This window comes from Variovorax sp. W1I1, assembly GCF_030815625.1.
Taxonomy (GTDB): Bacteria; Pseudomonadota; Gammaproteobacteria; order Burkholderiales; family Burkholderiaceae_C; genus Variovorax; species Variovorax paradoxus_C.
In genome coordinates this window covers 2,308,975-2,327,220 of record NZ_JAUSWZ010000001.1, presented here as the reverse complement: position 1 = coordinate 2,327,220, position 18,246 = coordinate 2,308,975, and the positions used below count along the sequence as shown (strand labels likewise).

Genomic DNA, 18,246 nt, shown 5'->3' with positions numbered 1-18,246 from the left:
GGGCTTTTTTTTTAAGCACTGTTGCTCGCCCCCAGGCTGCGCGCACTTCGTGTCGCTTCGCCAACCCCCTACCGGGGGCAACACCTGCGGCCCGGCAAAGCCGGTTCCGCGGTGTTCGCTGGAAGAAGACAGAGACAGGGGGCGGGTACGGCTTGGCCTTACTTGGGCAGCAGCACCTTGTCGACCACGTGGATCACGCCGTTCGACTGGTAGACGTTCGGGATCGTGACGGTGGCGGTGCCGCCCTTCTCGTCGGTGAGCGTGATCTTGCCGCCCTTGCTCTTGGCGATGAGCGTGCCGCCGGCGACGGTCTTCAGCTCGGCGGAACCCTTGCCGGCCTTGATCTCCTTCTTGAGCGCGGCCGCATCGAGCTTGCCCGACACCACGTGGTAGGTGAGCACGCCAGTCAGCGCATCCTTGCTCTCGGGCTTGAGCAGCGTGTCGACCGTGCCTGCCGGCAGCTTCGCGAAGGCCGCGTTGGTCGGTGCGAACACGGTGAACGGACCGGGGCCCTTGAGCGTGTCGACGAGGCCCGCCGCCTTGACGGCCGCCACCAGCGTCGTGTGGTCCTTGGAGTTGACCGCGTTGTCGATGATGTCCTTGGTGGGCAGCATCGGCGCGCCGCCGACCATGACGCTGGCCGCCATCGCCGAATAGGCTCCGGCGGAAAGCGCGACGGCAAGGGTGACGGCGGCGAGGCGATGAAGTTTGCTCTGCATGAAGGTGCTCCTGTTGTGTGACGAGCACGCCGCGAAATGCGCGACGGCTGCCTTCAATACGGGGCGTTGCCTGCAGCAGATTCGTTCATCGACGAAAAAAGAAAACGGCGCCTGTTGGCGCCGCACCGTCCTCAGTCGTCCTCAGAACCGGAACGAGCCCAGCGTCCGCAAGTGCGCGCGCAATTCCGAGCGCGGCGTCTTCTTTGCATAGGCCAGCGCCAGGATCAGGCCCACGCCCGTCGCGGCCGCACCGGCCAGCACCACCGGGCTCAAGAGGAAACGCCCGATGCGCGAGCGCTGCCGTTCGCCGCTCTCCCCTTCACCGGAAGCCGCCCGCTCCAGCGGGGTGACCGCGCGCAAGGCGCTCGGGTTTTCTTCGCTTTCGAGAATGCCTTGGGAAATCTCCAGCGGCGTCAGTTCTTCTGCGATCGGGCCCGAAAGCCGGGTGTCGTTGGCGCTCATGCGAAAGCCTTTCCTTGTAGGTTGATCTCAGCGCCGAGCTTGGCCCTCGAACCCGCCGGCCCTGCTCAGCGGGCGGCGGACATTCGCGTAGGCCGAAGGCGCGCGCGTTGGCATCGAAGCTGGGGACGAAGCTGTCGCTTGAATGCCGTGCGAAGCGGTTGTTGATGAAGACCAGGCGGCCCCGCTTGCTGCAGGCCCGATCAGTCCCACGCAATTTGCGGCCGGCGTCAACGCACTAGAGGCTTGCCAGTATTCCGGTCGAGGATGCCTCGGCGGCCAACTTGCCCTCCGGGTTGTAGAGCGCAGCTTCGAGGAACGCAATGCGCTTGCCACGCCTGATCACCCGCCCTTCGACCCGCCCCTCGCCCGGGCCGACCTTTTCATAGAAGCTCACCTTGATCTCGAGGCTGAAGACGGTCTGCTGCTGCTCCGAGTCGTGCATCACGGCATGGGCCATGGCGGCATCGAGCCAGGCGGTGATGAATCCGCCCTGGGCGATGGTGCCGTTCGTATGGCAGTACTCGCGTCTTACCGTGAAGGCGGCCTGGACCGTCTTGCGCTCGGGCGACCACCCGGTCACGTGGAAGTTGCCCATCGATTCGGACAATGCCTGGCCGGAGCGAATTCGTGCTTCTAGATCGTCGTTCATTGAAATCGTGCGCTGATGAAATCAGCGGTCATTCTCATCCGAAGCCGGCGGTCTGTCGTCTGCCGTTCTTGCAGTTCATCCTCGCTCCGGGGGCTGCCGCTGCCCCATGACATTGCTGCAAAGCGCGGCTGCTCCGGCCCTGGTCTTGCGACGCCGACGACTAGAAGTGATCCGCGGTGAATTTCGGGATATCGCGCGCCATGGCCGACAAGGCCTGCGCCCGTCGGGCCACGAACTGAGCGAGGTCTCGCACGAAGGCGACTTCCTCTCCCGTGTACGCAGCGTCCGCCGCCTGCGCGGGCGCCTCTTGAAGTGCGAAGTCACAGAGTCGCGTCAGCTCGCGGGCGAAGTACCTGCGGTCGATGCCTAAGCGCATGCAGAAGTCGGCAAGCGCGAACGAACGCACTGCATCCAGTTCGAACTCGTCCCCGAATGCCATCGCCAGGTCGTGATGAAACGCCGCGTACTGCACGACGCTCACCAGGTCATACAGCGGCGTGGGCGTGAGCCCTGTGCGGTCGACGAAGAACGAGATGTTCTTGCCATGCGAATCGCTGTTGCCGAACAGCAGGGTCGTGACCGCCCAAAGGACCAGGCGCTGCATGCCCAGCGCCGGTTCGACGAACCCGCGCCGGAGTGCGCCGAGCTTTTCGAAACTGGCGCCATCGCGAATGTGCCGCACCTCCGGCTGGTCCCCGACGTTGCGCTCGTACTTTGCATTCACCGACAGATCCAGCGCCTGGCACCCGTCGATGACGTGCAACCGCTCGACGCCGTCCGGCGTTTTGCGGCGGTCGAATCGCTCGATGCTCAAGACCGGCGACGGCACTCGCAGGATGCTCACGTGCGCGGCACCAGGCGCCTTCCAGCGCCGCATGCTGATGCGATGGGTCAATTGCATGCAGAAATGCTCGTTGGCCACCATGCACCTTGCGTCCTCACGCACGGGCTCTGGTTTGAGGATGTGCGTGGACGACAGCACCCCGTCGACCAGGAACAGCCTGTCTTCCTCGACGGCCACCAGAAGCTTGTCTTGATGCCCCGCGATGGACATGCGCACTTTGCCGTCCCACCGGTTGAAGGGCTCGTTCGCGCGGTTGTCGATCCGTGCCTGCAGCTCCTCGAGCGGCAGGTGCCGGCGCAGTGGCTCTTGCTCGGCCGGCTCTTGGCCGGCAGCGACAAAGCTCAGCGCGCCAGCGGTCTCATGTCCGAGGTGGCGCAGAAGCCCGAAGACGTTGTTGCGCGCCACGCGCGCATCGGTGGCCGCCACGGCAAGCGCCTCGCCTTCAGGGAGCAGGTTCTCCAGGAAACGGCGGATGGCCTGCGGCGACGCGCTCCCCTCCAAGGGCAGATGGGGCGAGAGCGGGTACCGGCCCGGCAACGTCCGCCAGGCAGCGCCGTAGTCGAAGTGGAAGGCATCCTGAGCCTGGTCATAGCCGAGCGTGCCGACCCGCACGGCTTCCGCGTAGACGTCCAGGATGTACCCGTCCATCACCGCCCCTCGCCCGCGGAGGGGTCAAGCGCTGCCTCGAGGACAGGAATGGCGGTCTTGGGCACGACGAGCATGCGAAGGCCCAGGCTGTCCAACACCAGCATGAGCTTGTCCGCGGTCACCGGCTTGCCGTTCTCCAAACGCGAAAGCAAGTCGCTGGAGACTCCGCTGAGGGACGCAGCGTCGTCGATGCGCATGCGCGATTGAGCGCGTCGATTTCGCACGAGCTTGCCGAGCTGCTCGAGGGATGCCGCGGCTGGACTCAGGTTCTGCTGGAATTCAGGAAGTGTTCGGGCCATATTGTTCCGTATTTCCGGAACTATAAGCCGAAAGCTGAAAAGTCGCCATTAGTTTCGCAATAACGGAACAATTCGCCACCCGCGCCTCTGAATGCGTTTGTTCCGGCATACCGGAACAATGTGAATGCGAAATAGCTGCGCGCCAGCTTACTTGGCGGGGTCCCATGGTTCAGCCTACGGCGGCGCCGAAATGGCAACCCGCAACTCAGCCCTCACGCTGTATGAAATCCACAAACGCCCTCAACGGCGCAGGCAGCAGCCGGCGGCCGGGGTAGTAGAGAAAAGGGCCCGAGAAACGCGGCCACCAAGGCTCCAGGATCGGTTCGAGGGCACCGCTGTCGAGATGGGGCCGCAGCCAGTCCTCGAACAGGTAGATCACACCGGCACCGGCGATGGCCGCATCGACCGAGAGATCGGCGGCCGAACCGATCCGGACGATCAACTGGCCGGTCACATCGATGCGCAGGGCTTCGCCATCGCGCTCGAACTCCCACGGGGGCATCGACCCGCTGGCGAAGCGCCCGCGCAGGCAGGCGTGGCCGAGCAGGTCGCGCGGATGCTCGGGCCTGCCGCGGCGGTCCAGGTACGAAGGCGCTGCGGCCACCGCGAAACGCTGCACGCGCGGGCCGATCGGCACCGCGACCATGTCCTGTTCGAGCCGCTCGTCGTAGCGAATGCCGGCATCGCAACCGGCGGCCAGCACATCGACGAAGCCGTCCTCCGCGATCACCTCCAGCGAGATTTCCGGATAAGCGGCCAGAAACGGCGGCACGATCGACGGCAGCACGAGTCGCGCGGCGCTGATCGGCACATTGAGCTTGAGCGTGCCCGCCGGCCGGTCGCGAAAGCCGTTCACCACATCGAGCGCCGCCTCGACCTCGGTGAGCGCGGGCCGCAGCCGCTCGAGCAGGCGTTCTCCGGCTTCCGTGGGCCGCACGCTGCGGGTCGTGCGATGCAGCAGGCGAACGCCGAGCTGCGTCTCCAGCCGGCGCACAGCCTCGCTCAAGCTCGAGGCGCTCCCACCGCTCAGGCGCGCGCCGTCCCGAAAGCCCTTGGCGCCCGCCACCGCCACGAAGGCGTTGAGATCTCCGAGATCGGCTTTCATTGTTCTGAATCCTGCACAGCCCGTGCCGATTATCACGGCTTATCAAACACGGGCCCGCTGCCTAGACTGGCTTCACGACACCTTCTTCGTCGACACGACATCCAGGAAAGCCACCATGACCAGCACGCAGACACCCAGCACTTTCACCCTCGGCGACCGCACCGTCCATCGGCTCGGCTACGGCGCCATGCAGCTCGCCGGTCCCGGCGTGTTCGGCCCGCCCAAGGACCGCGACGCGGCACTGGCCGTGCTGCGCGAAGCGGTTGCCAGCGGCGTCGATCACATCGATACCAGCGACTTCTACGGCCCGCACATCACCAACCAGCTCATCCGCGAGGCGCTCTCGCCCTACGCGAAAGACCTCGTCATCGTCACCAAGATCGGCGCGAAGCGCTCCGACACGGGCGGCTGGCTGCCGGCGTTCTCTGCCGCCGAGCTCACGCAGGCGGTGCACGACAACCTGCGCAACCTCGGGGTGGACGTGCTGGAGGTGGTGAACCTGCGCATCATGTTCGACGTGCACGGCCCGGCCGAAGGATCGATCGAGGCGCCGCTGGCAGCATTGGCCGATCTGCAGCGCCAAGGGCTCGTGCGGCACATCGGCCTGAGCAACGTCACCTCCGCACAGGTGGCGGAAGGACGCGGCATCTGCCGCATCGCCTGCGTGCAGAACCAGTACAACCTCGTGCATCGCAACGATGACGCGCTGATCGATGACCTGGCGCGCGACGGCATTCCGTATGTTCCCTTCTTCCCGCTGGGCGGCTTCACGCCGCTGCAGTCCTCCGGGCTTTCCGAGGTCGCGCAGCGCCTGGGCGCCACGCCGATGCAGGTGGCGCTGGCCTGGCTCCTGCGCCGCTCTCCCAACATCCTGCTGATTCCCGGCACTGGGTCGGTCGCGCACCTGCGCGAGAACCTGGCTGCAGGGAAGCTGGCGTTGCCTGCCGATGCAATGGAGGCCTTGGACCGTGTGGCTGCGGCCAAGGTCGGATGACTCTGGCTGACTCGCACCACACGCACAGGCCGCTCCTTCAATTCGGCTGCTTGCCGGCTTGCAATCGCCGGAATGCGCTGAAGTGCCGGATGGCCATCTGCTGCCGCCCGCTGTCGGCATACAGCAGGGCCGCATTCCGATGCGCGTCGAGCAGGTCCGGTTGCAGCCGCAGCGCCTCTTCGTAGCTCGCCAATGCGCCGTCCACGTCTGAGACACCCTCGAGCGCCACGGCGAGATTGAAATGCATCAGCGGATCGTCCGGACAGAACCGCAACCCCTTTTCGTAGAGCGACGCAGCCGCATCGAACTCGCCGGACTCGCAGAGCATGAAGCCGAGATTCAGGTACGCGTGGGCATACGTGGGGTCGTCCGCCAGGATGCTTCGGTAGAGCGCCTCGGCGATCCTGGGGGCCGTTTCTTCCAACGCTTCAGCCTCGGCAAAGCGCGCATCGAGCGCGACAGCGCCGACAAGCGGCGCGGACCTCGAGGGGAAAAAGCTCAGAGGGCTTTCGCCAGACCTGATCTGAAGGTCCAGCACGAACTGCCCCGTCTGGGGCTCCCAGTGCGCATCTCCGAAGCGGACCGTCACACGATCCCCTTCGGACGTGATCCGCATGCCTCGGAGCGGCTGATCTTCGGGCAGCGATGCGCGAAGCTGGCGCAGCGCCTTGAGAATCTGCCGCGTGGGAATACGTGCCGCTCGCAATTCATTTGCGGACCGAAGCAGCACGAGGTCCTGAAAGGAAAATTTCCAGACGTTGTCATCAGCCTTCACCGGGGCAACGAAGCCGAGCTCGATCAGCTTGAGCACCGTGTGGCGCGACAGGCCGAACGACTTCAGCACGTTGCGCAGCGACAGCGGGAATTCCTCGGGCGCCGTCACTTTTTCATTCTCGTGCGTGGCACAGGTGCGACTGCCTTTGCAGCAGCCTTGGGCGCGCGCTTGGCCTTGGCCATCGGCTTGCGGATGGGCGTCACCACCTGGGTGCCCTTGGCCGGCATCGTCCGCGGCTTGTGTGCGCCCCCGCCCTTGCGGTCGAGACTCGCCATGAGCATCTGAGTCAGGTCGATCACCTGGCCGGAAGACTCGCCGTCCTCGGGATGTTCGGTCGCCACGATCTCCTGGCCCGCGATCTTTGCGTCGATGGCCGCCAGGATGCGTTTTTGCTCCTCGTCCTCGAACATCGTCGGGTCGTAGCTGTCCTGCGAGATCTGATCGATCAGCTGCAGCGCCAGCTTCAGTTCCGCGGCCGAGGGTTCGAGCTTCTCGATGCCGAGGTCCTGGATGGAGCGCACCTCCTGCGCATACAGCAACTGCTGCAGGACGAGTCCGTCCTCCTGGGCGCGCACCTGGACCACGTACTGCTTGGACTTCCAGGCCCACTTCGCCAAGGCGCAGCGCCCGCTCGTCAGCATCGCTTTCTTCAGCAGGTTGTACGGTTTGCCGCCGCGTTTGTCCGGCGCGAGGAAATACGGCTTGTCGTAGTAGATCGGATCGACCGCGTCCGCCGGAATGAACGCGACGATGTCGATCAGGTGGCTCGCGCCATCCTCGAGCGCTTTCAGTTCGTCGGGCTGGAAGATGACGAAGCGGTCCGTATCGAACTCGTAGCCCTTGACCATTTCCGCGCGGGTAATGACCTTCTTCGGGTTGAGCGCAGAAACGTACTGCTGCTTCACCCGCGTCCCCTCCTTCGACAGGAGGTTGAAGTGAATGGCCGCCGAACTCTCGGTGGCGGTGTAGAGCCGCACGGGTATCGACACCAGGCCGAAGCCGAGCGACAGGGAAGCGATCGAGCGAGGGGTGGGCATGGCGGCTCCTTTGCGACGCGAATCAACATGCCATTTTTTTCGGCCGTGGAAAAGAGGCCAAAGGCGTCAATGCGGCGCATCTGTATCAACCTGCCGACGCCGAGTTGCAGAACCAGGTTCGCTCCGCCCTGCTTCTCATGCCGGGTCTTTCTGTCAGTCGATGCGGGCATCCCCGACGGGGTCGGCGTCTTCGTTCTCGCGCGACATTTCCTGTCGCCACCGCACGGCGCCCGCCTCGAAGGCTTCGTGCGCGGATGCAAAGGACTTGTCCGACGCGTCGAACTCCTTGACCTGGTCGGCATCGCCGCTGGCCGTCAGGAGCAGCCAGTGATAGCGACCATCGTGCAGCGGGTCTTCGATCACGGTCAGTGCGAGATGTGAAAGCTTCATGATTTTTCCTGTCCTCGTTCAGTCAGCGTTTTTCATAGCCGAGTCGCTTCATGGCCTGCGTCAGCGGCTGGCGCGTTTTCCAGTAGCCGGCCCATGGATCCTCTGTCTGGAAAGACAGGTGTTCGCGCGCTGTCCGAACGCTCCATTGCGAGCCGCTCTTGAGGCTGCCCAGGTCGTCCCACGAAACCGGGATCGAAACGCCCAGGCCGGGCCGCGCGCGCGCCGAGAACGCGGCCGCCGTCGTCGCGCCGTGCCCGTTGCGCAGGTAGTCGACGAACAGCTTCCCCACGCGGTTGCTCGGGCCGCTCTTGGCTACGAAGCGCGCCGGGATCGTCCTGGCCATGTGCTGCACGATCGCCTGGGAGAACCCCTTGACGGTGTCGTAGTCGTATCGCGGCGCCAGGGGGACGACCACATGCAGCCCCTTGCCCCCGCTGGTTTTCAGCCAAGCCTTCAGGCCAAGGGCTTCGAGCATCGCGCGCACCAGCGTCGCCGCTTCCTGGATGTGGCCCCAGGCGGTCCCTTCGCCGGGGTCGAGGTCGAACACCATGCGGTCGGGCTTGTCGATCGTCTTGGCTGTCGAGTTCCACGTATGAAATTCGATCACGTTCATCTGGGCGGCACCGGCGAGCGCCTTGGCGTTGCCGATCTCCAGCAGAGCGGCGTGGCCCGGCCACAGGCTCTCGGGCAGTTCGGTGATGCCCGGAATGCCGATCTTTTCGCCGTGCTTCTGGAAGAACAGTTGTCCGGTCACGCCTGTCGGGCCGCGCACCAAAGAGCAAGGACGACCCTTGAGATGCGGCAGGATGAATTCGGCCACGGAGTCGTAGTAGCGCACCAGATCCAGTTTGGTGATGCCCGTGGTGGCATCGATGACCCTGTCGCCGTGCGTCACCGTGATCGAAGCGCTCGACGAGCCGGCGGCCGTGCGGCTGGACGCCGCAGCGGCAGGCGCGCCGACCGCCTTGGGACGCTCCCGCACGATGACCTTGGCGGGCTTGTCGTCGCGCAGGCCGATGAACGAGGCGTGGCGAATTTGCCCGTCGGGCGTCCATTCGGCAAAGCTGACCTCCGCCAGCAACTGCGGCTTCACCCAACGCTCGCTGCCGGCCTTGCGCCTGGACCAGCGACCCGGCTTGGTGTCGCCTTTTTCGAAAGGCGAATTCGGGGCCGCCAGCGGCAGCAGCTTCTGCTTGATCTCACGGGCTTCCTCGCCGCTCCAGCCTGTGCCGACACTACCGACCGACGCCAGCTTGCCGCCGTCGTCGTGAACACCGAGCAGCAAGCTGCCGACCTGGCCGGCCTCGTCGGTGCGGTCGGTGTAGCCGCAGATCACGAACTCCTGGCGCAGCTTGCACTTGAGCTTCAGCCAGGTTTCGCTGCGCCGGGAAACGTAGGGTGCGTCGGCGCGCTTGGCGATCACGCCTTCCATCTCCATCTGGCAAGCCGAGCGAAGCAGCGACGTCGGATCGGCTTCGAAATTGGCACTGAACCTGACGTGTTCGCTGGCCTTCTCCGCAAGGAAGTCGTGAAGCAGTTGCCGGCGATCGCGCAGCGGCACCTGCCTGAGGTCCTGGCCTTCGAAGAAGGGAGCGTCGAACACGAAGAACACGATGTCCTGGGTGTCTCGGCCGCGATCGAAGGCGTTCTGCAAGGCGTTGAAGTCGGGCGCACCACGGGGCCCCAGCACCACGATTTCGCCGTCCAGGAACGACGAGCCGAGGCCCAGGGCACCGAGTTCGGCCACCAGCGTCGGCATCCTGGCCGCCCAGTCGTGTCCGCCGCGCGTTATCAGGGCGACCTCGCCATTGTCGAGCCGGGCCATGAGCCGGTAGCCATCGAACTTGATTTCGTAGAGCCACTCGCCGACCGACGGAACGCCTGCGACCAGGGTGGCCAGCTGCGGCTTGATCTGCGCCGGCAGCGCCGTCACGCGTGCGCGGGCGAGCGGCTTGGGCGCCTTGGAAGGCGGGGGCCGCGCCGACGCAGCGCTGCGGGCGGAGGCACGGGTGCGCACCTTCTTGATCGGCTTGGCGATCACGCTGTCAGGCAACGCTGTCACGACGTCGTAGTCGGCATGCGCACGCGCGTATTCGTCCTTCTTCTTGAACAGAATCCAGGGCTCCTGCCGTTCGCCGCCCTTGGCGATATTGACCAGTTCCCACAGGCCCTCAAGCTTCTGGCCGTGCAGCCGGAACACCAGCTTGCCGGCGGCCAGGCCCTTGCGTGGATCGCCCACCGGCTCCCAGGTGCCGTTGTCCCAGACGATCACCGTCCCGGCGCCGTACTGCTTCGGCGGAATCGTTCCTTCGAAGGATGAATAGGAGATCGGATGGTCCTCCACGTGGATGGCCATGCGCTTTTCCTTGGGGTCGAAACTGGGCCCCTTGGGCACCGCCCAGGAAACCATCACCCCATCGAGCTCGAGCCGGAAGTCGTAGTGCAGCCGCGACGCCGCATGCTTTTGCACAACGAACGACAGCGCGTGGGGACTCGGCCGGCCACCTTCGGCGGGCTCCGCCGTCACGGCGAAATTCCGCTTGGACTTGTACGTGGAAAGCGCGTCGCCCTTGGCCATCGTTCCTCGTTGCTCCAATTGCTGCGGCGCGCTGCCCAAGCGGACGGCTTGGCTTGCCGCCTGCTATGCGGCCTTCCTGGCCGCAGCGCCCGCCTTCTTCGCAGGGGTCTTTCGCGCCTTGGCCTTGGTGGTGGCCTTGGTGGTGGTCTTGGCCGTGGTCTTGGCGCTGCGCTTCCTGGCCGCGGGGGCCTTGGTCTTGGCCGATCCGCCTCCCTTGAGGCTGCGCTGGAGCAACTCGGTCAGGTCGATCACGTTGGAGGCTTCTTCCGGCGCCTCCTCTTCCGGCTGGATCACGGTTTCGGTGTCGCCCGCCTTCACCTTCTTCTCGACGATTTTCATCACCGCATGCTTGAACTCGTCCTTGAAATCCTCGGGCTCCCACTTGCCGGACATGTCGTTCACGAGTTGTTCCGCCATCTTCATTTCCGCGGCCGATACGTTGGCACCCTTGACGCCCGCGGCGGGCAGGTCGAGACCTTCGAGCGTCTTGACTTCGTCACCCCAGCGCAGCAGATTGAGCACCAGTGCCTTGCCCGACGGCACCAGCACCGCCAGGTGCTGCTTGGTCGCGATGACCACCTTGGCCAGGCCGACCTTGCCGGACTTGATCAGCACCTCGCGCAGGAGCGCGTAGACCTTCTGCCCCTTGTTGATCGGCGCCACGTAGTACGGACGCTCCAGATACACGAAGGGGATTTCGTTGGCATCGATGAAGCGCTGGATCTCGATCGTCTGGGTGGTGCGCGGATACACGGCTTCGATTTCGTCGGGCGAGATCACGACGTACTTGCCGTCCTCGTATTCGACGCCCTTGACGATGTTGTCCTTGTCGATCTCCTTGCCCGTCTTCTTGTTGATGCGCTTGTAGCCCACCGGGTCCATGGTGCGTTTGTCCAGCCAGTCGAAGTCCACGCCCTGCTCGATGCTCGCCGTGTGCAAGCCGACGGGTATGTGGACCAGGCCGAAGGTGATCGCGCCTTTCCAGAGGGTTCTGCTGCCAGTGGCCATGGACTTTCCTTGGGGAGTACTTGGTCGGGGGTACGAAGATGTCCGGCAGCATTGCGCTGGCCGGCACGCGGCGATGTGGGACGCGACCGGCGCTCCCCGGAGGACATGCCGCACATGGCGCACATGGCGTAGGCGAGGCGCTATGGCATCACGCCGAACCCGAATGCCGTGCGGGTGCGTCCGGCCGGCTTCGCGGGCGGGTCCTGCCTCGGCGCCGCGCGGGCAGCACCCTTGCCGGCGCGTTCCCTCTCCGGGGCGATCTCAGGCCCGGGCTCGCGGTCAGGGGCCGTGCTCGATCGGGGACCTTTGTCGAGGTCGTCGATCAGGGATTCGAGCGCGACCAGACCGTCGGCCATCGCCGCCTTGTAGGTGCTCGCGGCCCTGCGGGAGCGCTGGAACGGTTGCCAGTTGCCGGCGTCCTCGGCATCTGCCTCGCTGAGCACCCATTCGAACGCGCCGGCCTTGGGCTCTTCGATGTGTACGGAGATCTGTCGCAGATCACCTTTCGTCTTCGTCGCCATGTTCGGTTCTCCTCAGGGAGTCTGGTTGATGCTTCACGGGGTGGCGAACACGCTGGGCAGGCGGGGCCTGGCCGGGGCCAGATCCGAGCGGAGCTCGGACCGCTCGCGGACGGTCGCATCTTGTCTTTCATGCGCAACCATCCTCCGCCGGTGAACCTCGAGCAAGTCGGACTTCGCCGCAAATGCATGCGAACGATCTCGCCAAGCCGCAGGCCGCTCACTCGCGGCCACAGCCATCGCGCCGCACGATGCAAGAAGTCACGCGGCTTGGGCGACCACCTGCTGCTCGACGCGCCAGCAGCCTCGTACGCATGCGCAAGCCTTGGGCCTACAGCGAGCCGCGCCGCGCATCGCCGAGGACGGCCGAAGTGCCCCATTAGAGTCGTTGCATAGCCGCACCATCCTTTCCATCGGACAGCTTTCTATGACGACTTCTACCGAACATGCTGTACCGCCCAAGCTGGAGCCCACGGGTGTTCCAGGCCTCGACGAGGTGACCGCAGGCGGCCTGCCCGCAGGCCATCTCTATCTGGTCGAAGGCACGCCAGGCGCCGGCAAGACAACACTGGGACTGCAATTTCTTCTTCAGGGCCGCGCGCTCGGCAAGAAGGGCCTGTACGTCACGCTTTCCGAGAGCTCGCAGGAGCTCGCCGAAGGTGCGCTCTCCCATGGCTGGGACCTGCAGGGCATCGAGATCTTCGACTTGGTCAGCGAGGAAGGCTTGAGCGTCGAGGCCGAGCAGAGCATCTTTCATCCGTCGGAGTTCGAACTGGGCGAGACGATCCGCGGGGTCATGGCGGTGGTCGAGCGCCTGCGGCCGGAGCGCGTGGTGTTCGACAGCCTGTCCGAGCTGCGCCTGCTTTCGCAGGATCCCATGCGCTACCGCCGCCAGATCCTGGCGCTCAAGCGCTTCTTCCTCGCCCACCAATGCACCGTGCTGCTGCTGGACGACAGGGCGCGCACCGCGGACGGCATGCACCTTCACAGCATTGCGCACGGGGTGATCCAGCTCGAGCAGAAGACGGGCACCTACGGCTCCGACAAGCGCCGCCTGCGCGTCGTGAAGTTGCGCGGCGTCAAGTTTCGCGAGGGCGAGCACGACGTCAGCCTGGACCGCGGCGGATTGCACGTCTTCACCCGGCTGGTGGCCAGCGAGCATGGGCGGAGCTTTGCGAGCGAGCCCCTGAGTTCGGGCAATGCGGACCTGGACCGCTTGCTGGGCGGCGGCCTGACCCCCGGCACCAACCTGCTGTTCGCGGGGCCGGCCGGCGTGGGCAAGACGACCACGGCCGTCTGCTGCGCGCGCGCCAGCGTGGAGCGCGGCGGCAAGGCCGCCATCTTCCTGTTCGACGAGGGCGTCAAGACCTTGATGATGCGATCGCGCGCGCTCGCACTGGGCATCGACGAGTACGCCTCGTCGGGACAACTGGCCGTGCACGCGATCGACCCTGCCGAAATCTCGGCGGGCCAGTTCTCGCATCGCGTGCGGGACGCGGTCGAGCGCCAAGGCGTGACGACCGTGGTGATCGATACGCTGAACGCCTACCTGATCGCGATGCCCGGCAGCAACTTCCTGATGCTGCAGATGCACGAACTGCTGACCTATCTCAACCTGCAGGGCGTCACCACCATCCTCGTGCTGTCGCAGCATGGCCTCACCGGCGAGGCGCCGAACGATGTGGACCTGAGCTACCTGAGCGACTCGATGCTGCAGTTCCGGTTTTTCGAGGCGCGCGGACAGCTCTTGAAAGCCGTGTCCGTGGTCAAGAGCCGCGCGAGCGCGCATGCAACGACGATCCATCAATTCCGCCTGGGCCCGACGGGCCTGGAGATCGGCGAGGCGCTCACCGATTTCGAAGGCGTGATGGCGGGCCTTCCACGCTATCGCGGCCGGACCGCGCTTCTCGGCGATACCGATCGGGCCTGACCAGGTGGAAGATCGAGTTCTCGTCATGGCGCCGTTCGGGCGCGACGCGCGGCTGATCGGCGACGCCCTCGCCGCGCGGCGAATCGAGGTGCACGTCTGCCAGGACGCGCGTGCGCTCATCCGCGAAATCGAAAAGGGATCGGCCGCAACGGTCCTGACCGAGGAATCCCTCGACGGAACAACGGTCGCGGCCTTTCGCGAACTGCTGGCGCAACAGCCGCCCTGGTCGGACTACCCGTTCGTGGTGCTCGCGGCCCGCCAGACCGTGCGCCGGACCGACCGCGCGCGATCGGCGCTGCAGGAGCTCAGCAACCTGGTGCTGCTCGAGCGCCCGGTCAATGTCGACACGCTCGTCAGCGCGGCGCAGTCCGCATTGCGGGCGCGCCAGCGCCAGTACCTCACGCGCAAGCACCTGGCCGAGCTGCAGGCGTCCAAGGCCAGCGTCGAGCAGATCAACGGCGCGCTGGAGTCGCGCATTGCCGAGCGCACGGCCGATCTGGCGAGTGCCAACGACCGGCTGATGCGCGAGATGCTGGAGCGCGAGCGCATCGAGAACTCCCTGGTGCAGAACCAGAAGATGGAGGCGCTGGGCCGGCTGACGGGCGGCATCGCCCACGACTTCAACAACCTGCTGCACGTCGTCAACCTGAACCTGCAGTTGATCGAGCGGTTGAAGGTGAACGAGGAGCGCGTTCGCGACTACGCACGGCGGGCCAAGGAAGCCGTGGACCGCGGCTCTCGGCTGACGGGGCAGCTGCTGTCGTTCGCGCGCACCCAGAGCCTGGTTCCCAGGCTGCACGATCTGAATGCGTTGATCAGGAACATGGCGGAGCTGATCTCCATTTCGGTCGGCTCCCACGTGCGGCTGAACCTGGCGCTGTGCGCGCAGCCCGCCTTCGTGATCGTGGACGCCGCGCAAATGGAAATGGCGATCCTGAACCTGTCGGTCAATGCGCGCGACGCCATGCCGCAGGGCGGGACCCTGGAGATCTGCACGCAGATCTCCCCCGCGGGGGTGGAAGGCGCCGCGGGCGAGCCCGGCTATCCGCTGGGCACGGCCGACGTGACGGTGCGCGACACCGGGACCGGCATCCCCGAGAACCTGCTGGACAAGGTCTTCGATCCGTTCTTCACCACCAAGCAGCATGCGGGCACCGGGCTCGGGCTGAGCCAGGTCTATGGCTTCGCGCGGCAGTCGGGCGGAAGCGCGATCGTGGAAAGCGCGGTCGGCGCGGGAACCTCGATCAGGCTGCGTTTTCCGCTCGCTCCGGGACCGACCGAGGCCGCGCAGGAAACGGCCGCCGCCGGTCGGGCGATCGCCGACGCGCGGCAGGCCGAGATCCTGGTCGTCGAGGACGATCCCGGCGTGCGCCGCAGCATGGTCGAGAGCCTGCAGGTGCTCGGATTCCGCGTGAGGCAGGCGGCCGACGGCGCATCGGGCCTGCTCGAATTGAGAAAGGCGAAGCCGGATCTGCTGCTGGTGGACTACCTCATGCCCCACATGAACGGCGCCGAGCTGATTGCGCACGCGCAGACGCTGTATGCCGACATTCCCATCCTCATGGCCACGGGCTACGCCGACATGAACGCGGTCGAGCGGCTGATCGGTCCGCAGTCGGTGCTGGCCAAGCCGTTCGACCTGGACACGCTCGGCTCGGCGGTCGCCGCGGAACTGCAGCGCCGGAAATTGCCGACCTAGCGCAAGCGCCGCATCGCCGCCGGTTCGGCCTGCCGCACCGTAGCGATCGCACGCCGCGCGCTACGCCTTGGCCGGTACCGGGTACGCCTCCTGGATCAGCAGGCGCACCGCATCCACCACGCCCTGGCGACCGCGGCGGCGCCAGGCCAGATGAACCTCGACATCGAAGCTGTCGACCTCGTCCAGCGGACTGAAGCGCACGCCCGCATAGCCCAGCTTCTGCGCGGAGCGCGGCACGAGCGCCACGCCCACGCCCGCATCCACGAGGGCCAGGATCGAATGCGTGTGGCTCAGGGTCTGCACCGTTTCCGGTGCGACGCCCTGGGCACGCAGCCTGCCGGCAATCACCACACCACGAGCTCTGACAGTGGCAGCACCTACGAGCAGGTGTAGCTCGCCGCCGAACCGGTGTCGCCACTGGTGTAGGTGATCTTCTTCGGGTACACGCAGATCGGACGGGTTTTCGCTGCGGCACCGCCCAGGGTCTGCAGGGTCAGCGCATCCGGCGCGGTGCCTTTTTCAACCCAGGCCGTCAGCGCGTCGTAGAACTGGGTCGGCGTGAAGAAAGGAACTTCCGCTGCCGGGTTGGACGTTCCGTTCGGATTGCCATGGCCGGCACCCGGCACCAGATAGAGCCGATAGAAGCCCTGGACATCGCTCAGCCCGCCGGTCTTGGCGGCCACCCTGTTGTAGTAGTTGACCGTTCCCTGCGCCATGATGAGTTCGTCGGCCAGACCATGCCAGGTCAGCATCTTGCCGCCGCGATTCTTGAACGCGGAGAGGTCCGGGTTGTCCGTGTTGATGTTCCCGAACTGCGGCTGCAGCGTCACGCCGCGGTCGTACGCATTGCTCAACTGCGCGTAGCTCAGTTGCTTCCAGAGCGACTGGCCGTTGCCGGTCGCATTCACGAACGAAGGGTCGCCGATGGTCGAGTTCTGCAACTCGAGCGCCACCTGGTCGGACGCGATGGGGAATGCACCGTTCGGACTGGTCAGGCCGTTCAAGCCGAAGCCAGCGAACATGGCGCCGTACAGCGAAGTTCCGCGGCTCTGTCCGAACCAGCGCTGGTTTGCGGAGCCAGGCAGCGTGGAGGACGATGCGGCGGACCAGCCGTTGTCGGTCGCCGGCGACGGTGCCGAGCCATCGGCGGTCATGCCGTACCAGACCTTGTTGATGGCCGCGGCTTGCACCTTCGTGACGCACGCGCTCGTTGCGTTCGTTCCGCCGTCGGATGTGCAGAGAACCGTGAGATCCGTCGTCGGATCGTACGTACAGGATGCAGGGTCGAGCACATACCCCAGGTGCTGGCCGGCTACCACATCGCACGCGGCAACAGCGGCGTTGGAAACCAGATCCTGCTGGGCCCGCGTCGGTGCAACACCACCCAGGTCGCGCTGAAAGACGATCTGCGGATACAGCTCCGCGGTGATGAACCTCGTCCAGTTGATGGCGGGATAGTTGGCGATGATGCCGTCGAAGTCGGTGGGGTTGTTCTGCGCCAGGTTCAGGCCCTGCCGTCCACCCGTCGAGCCTCCGTCCCAGTAGGCGTACCTGGCCGGCGTTCCGTAGTAGGCCGCTGCCAGCGCTTTCGTCTTGACGGCCTGTTCATGAATGCCTCGGCTGGCGAAGTCGGTCCACAAGGTCTTGTTGATGGTCCCATCCGGGTTCATTGCGAACGCTCCGCCCGCGAGCGAGGCATGGCCGGTATCCGTGGTCGATGAGACGGCGCCTTCCTTGCCGGCCACGTCGGCCGCGTCGCTGCTTGCAATCGCTGCCGCGCTACCGGCGACACCTCCTTGCCAACCACCGCCTCCCAACGCATGAATGCGCGAATTCCAGGCTGATTTCGATGGCAGCCAAATCTCGATGCCGATGCCGGGCGACGTTGACGGAGCACCCTCGGGTCCGGAGTTTCCAGGTCCCACATTGAGTTTGACCATGCAGACGTCATTGGCAGCCACCGGCGTTGTCGCCGTCGCCGCACCACCCAGGACAAGAGCGTCTCCCTTCTTGAATGACTTGACCGCAACAACGCTTGTACTGGCGTCGGGCTTGAAACTCGCCTTGAGCGTGTCGTCACACGTCAGCGCCGCAGGGCCTGAAGGGGGCGGCACCGTGGCGACAGGGGGATTGCCGAATCCGATGAAAGGCAGGGTGTTGTTGTTGTTGCCGCCGCCGCCGCCACACCCACTGGCGAGAACGGCTGCGACGATTGCGGAAACTGCCAAAGGCTGGTGGGTTTTCATATGTCTCCTTCGAGTTGGGGATGGCTGCAAGAAATTGCACTTTTCTTCCTATCCCGAAGTGCAACATGAACTATTAGGCATCCTCCATGAGTTCCGTTTGCACGGGTTATCCCGCCGCTAGGGAATACGCCGTGCAGTGGCTAGGCGCAAATTGACCCACCAAGGCCGCCCAGATCGGGCCTTTTTCGTCTCGCCGCTCGGAAATATAGTGCACGTCATTGCAGCTTTGCTTCGCTCTGTCAGGGCGAATGACAGGCCCGCCTCTCGACTGGTCGGGGCCCGTGCCGGCGCAGCGATCTCCGTGGCGCCGTTGCAAACGGCTGGTCATCCACTTGCCCCCCGCAA

At 65.4% G+C, this 18,246-nt stretch carries 17 protein-coding genes; 3 read left to right on the top strand and 14 right to left on the bottom strand.

Annotated features, from left to right (window positions below; genetic code table 11):
- Positions 1–158: 158 nt before the first annotated feature.
- From QFZ83_RS11040 to QFZ83_RS11015, 6 genes are all read right to left on the bottom strand, one after another.
- Positions 159–719, bottom strand: a complete 561-nt coding sequence (locus QFZ83_RS11040; RefSeq protein ID WP_306879222.1) for a fasciclin domain-containing protein — start codon at positions 717–719, stop codon at positions 159–161.
- A 141-nt stretch (positions 720–860) separates the two neighbouring features.
- On the bottom strand, positions 861–1,181 hold the full coding sequence (locus QFZ83_RS11035) for a hypothetical protein (RefSeq protein ID WP_307506090.1): 321 nt from the start codon (positions 1,179–1,181) through the stop codon (positions 861–863).
- A 235-nt stretch (positions 1,182–1,416) separates the two neighbouring features.
- Positions 1,417–1,830, bottom strand: a complete 414-nt coding sequence (locus tag QFZ83_RS11030) for a PaaI family thioesterase (RefSeq protein WP_013541225.1) — start codon at positions 1,828–1,830, stop codon at positions 1,417–1,419.
- Between the two features lie 160 nt (positions 1,831–1,990).
- A complete protein-coding gene (locus tag QFZ83_RS11025) occupies positions 1,991–3,322 on the bottom strand; it encodes a HipA domain-containing protein (RefSeq protein ID WP_307506087.1) in 1,332 nt (443 codons plus the stop codon).
- Positions 3,322–3,621, bottom strand: a complete 300-nt coding sequence (locus QFZ83_RS11020) for a helix-turn-helix domain-containing protein (RefSeq protein WP_307506084.1) — start codon at positions 3,619–3,621, stop codon at positions 3,322–3,324. Before QFZ83_RS11020 ends, QFZ83_RS11025 begins: the two co-directional genes overlap by 1 nt.
- Before the next feature lie 205 nt (positions 3,622–3,826).
- Entirely contained in the window at positions 3,827–4,726 is a 900-nt protein-coding gene (locus tag QFZ83_RS11015) for a LysR family transcriptional regulator (protein ID WP_307506082.1), read from the bottom strand.
- Between the two features lie 115 nt (positions 4,727–4,841).
- On the opposite strand from QFZ83_RS11015, the gene QFZ83_RS11010 reads away from it, so the two are divergent.
- Complete coding sequence (locus QFZ83_RS11010; protein ID WP_307506079.1) at positions 4,842–5,720, top strand: aldo/keto reductase family oxidoreductase; 879 nt, start codon at positions 4,842–4,844, stop codon at positions 5,718–5,720.
- Between the two features lie 37 nt (positions 5,721–5,757).
- Here the strand turns inward: QFZ83_RS11010 and QFZ83_RS11005 are convergent, their stop codons facing one another.
- The 6 genes from QFZ83_RS11005 to QFZ83_RS10980 form a co-directional block, all read right to left on the bottom strand.
- On the bottom strand, positions 5,758–6,603 hold the full coding sequence (locus tag QFZ83_RS11005; RefSeq protein ID WP_307506076.1) for a tetratricopeptide repeat protein: 846 nt from the start codon (positions 6,601–6,603) through the stop codon (positions 5,758–5,760).
- The gene (locus QFZ83_RS11000) at positions 6,600–7,532 is read right to left on the bottom strand and encodes a Ku protein (protein WP_307506073.1); all 933 of its coding nucleotides are present in this window, start codon (positions 7,530–7,532) and stop codon (positions 6,600–6,602) included. The genes QFZ83_RS11005 and QFZ83_RS11000 overlap by 4 nt, the downstream gene beginning before the upstream one ends.
- Before the next feature lie 153 nt (positions 7,533–7,685).
- Positions 7,686–7,922, bottom strand: coding sequence for a hypothetical protein (locus QFZ83_RS10995; protein WP_013541218.1), 237 nt, complete (start codon positions 7,920–7,922; stop codon positions 7,686–7,688).
- A 22-nt stretch (positions 7,923–7,944) separates the two neighbouring features.
- Positions 7,945–10,500 carry a DNA ligase D gene (ligD, locus tag QFZ83_RS10990; protein ID WP_307506070.1) on the bottom strand — a complete coding sequence of 852 codons (2,556 nt, stop codon included), beginning with the start codon at positions 10,498–10,500 and terminating at the stop codon, positions 7,945–7,947.
- A 63-nt stretch (positions 10,501–10,563) separates the two neighbouring features.
- Positions 10,564–11,508: a Ku protein gene (locus QFZ83_RS10985; protein WP_307506067.1), complete on the bottom strand. Its 945-nt coding sequence runs from the start codon at positions 11,506–11,508 to the stop codon at positions 10,564–10,566.
- A 140-nt stretch (positions 11,509–11,648) separates the two neighbouring features.
- Complete coding sequence (locus QFZ83_RS10980) at positions 11,649–12,029, bottom strand: hypothetical protein (protein WP_307506064.1); 381 nt, start codon at positions 12,027–12,029, stop codon at positions 11,649–11,651.
- Positions 12,030–12,453: 424 nt separating this feature from the next.
- Here QFZ83_RS10980 and QFZ83_RS10975 point away from each other — a divergent pair, with 424 nt between their 5' ends.
- The gene (locus tag QFZ83_RS10975; RefSeq protein ID WP_307506062.1) at positions 12,454–13,956 is read left to right on the top strand and encodes an ATPase domain-containing protein; all 1,503 of its coding nucleotides are present in this window, start codon (positions 12,454–12,456) and stop codon (positions 13,954–13,956) included.
- A gap of 4 nt (positions 13,957–13,960) precedes the next feature.
- On the top strand, positions 13,961–15,655 hold the full coding sequence (locus tag QFZ83_RS10970) for a response regulator (RefSeq protein WP_307506059.1): 1,695 nt from the start codon (positions 13,961–13,963) through the stop codon (positions 15,653–15,655).
- 60 nt (positions 15,656–15,715) lie between these two features.
- On the opposite strand, the gene QFZ83_RS10965 is transcribed toward QFZ83_RS10970, so the two are convergent.
- Both QFZ83_RS10965 and QFZ83_RS10960 read right to left on the bottom strand, forming a co-directional pair.
- Entirely contained in the window at positions 15,716–16,006 is a 291-nt protein-coding gene (locus tag QFZ83_RS10965; RefSeq protein ID WP_307506056.1) for a LysR substrate-binding domain-containing protein, read from the bottom strand.
- A gap of 26 nt (positions 16,007–16,032) precedes the next feature.
- Positions 16,033–17,901 carry a tannase/feruloyl esterase family alpha/beta hydrolase gene (locus QFZ83_RS10960; RefSeq protein WP_307506052.1) on the bottom strand — a complete coding sequence of 623 codons (1,869 nt, stop codon included), beginning with the start codon at positions 17,899–17,901 and terminating at the stop codon, positions 16,033–16,035.
- Between the last annotated feature and the right edge of the window lie 345 nt (positions 17,902–18,246).

What these genes read in the sequence shown, in the direction of transcription:
- QFZ83_RS11040 (WP_306879222.1), bottom strand. Translation starts at nt 719, where the DNA reads ATGCAGAGCAAACTTCATCGCCTCGCCGCCGTCACCCTTGCCGTCGCG.
- QFZ83_RS11035 (WP_307506090.1), bottom strand. Translation starts at nt 1,181, where the DNA reads ATGAGCGCCAACGACACCCGGCTTTCGGGCCCGATCGCAGAAGAACTG.
- QFZ83_RS11030 (WP_013541225.1), bottom strand. Translation starts at nt 1,830, where the DNA reads ATGAACGACGATCTAGAAGCACGAATTCGCTCCGGCCAGGCATTGTCC.
- QFZ83_RS11025 (WP_307506087.1), bottom strand. Translation starts at nt 3,322, where the DNA reads ATGGACGGGTACATCCTGGACGTCTACGCGGAAGCCGTGCGGGTCGGC.
- QFZ83_RS11020 (WP_307506084.1), bottom strand. Translation starts at nt 3,621, where the DNA reads ATGGCCCGAACACTTCCTGAATTCCAGCAGAACCTGAGTCCAGCCGCG.
- QFZ83_RS11015 (WP_307506082.1), bottom strand. Translation starts at nt 4,726, where the DNA reads ATGAAAGCCGATCTCGGAGATCTCAACGCCTTCGTGGCGGTGGCGGGC.
- QFZ83_RS11010 (WP_307506079.1), top strand. Translation starts at nt 4,842, where the DNA reads ATGACCAGCACGCAGACACCCAGCACTTTCACCCTCGGCGACCGCACC.
- QFZ83_RS11000 (WP_307506073.1), bottom strand. Translation starts at nt 7,532, where the DNA reads ATGCCCACCCCTCGCTCGATCGCTTCCCTGTCGCTCGGCTTCGGCCTG.
- QFZ83_RS10995 (WP_013541218.1), bottom strand. Translation starts at nt 7,922, where the DNA reads ATGAAGCTTTCACATCTCGCACTGACCGTGATCGAAGACCCGCTGCAC.
- ligD (WP_307506070.1), bottom strand. Translation starts at nt 10,500, where the DNA reads ATGGCCAAGGGCGACGCGCTTTCCACGTACAAGTCCAAGCGGAATTTC.
- QFZ83_RS10985 (WP_307506067.1), bottom strand. Translation starts at nt 11,508, where the DNA reads ATGGCCACTGGCAGCAGAACCCTCTGGAAAGGCGCGATCACCTTCGGC.
- QFZ83_RS10980 (WP_307506064.1), bottom strand. Translation starts at nt 12,029, where the DNA reads ATGGCGACGAAGACGAAAGGTGATCTGCGACAGATCTCCGTACACATC.
- QFZ83_RS10975 (WP_307506062.1), top strand. Translation starts at nt 12,454, where the DNA reads ATGACGACTTCTACCGAACATGCTGTACCGCCCAAGCTGGAGCCCACG.
- QFZ83_RS10960 (WP_307506052.1), bottom strand. Translation starts at nt 17,901, where the DNA reads ATGAAAACCCACCAGCCTTTGGCAGTTTCCGCAATCGTCGCAGCCGTT.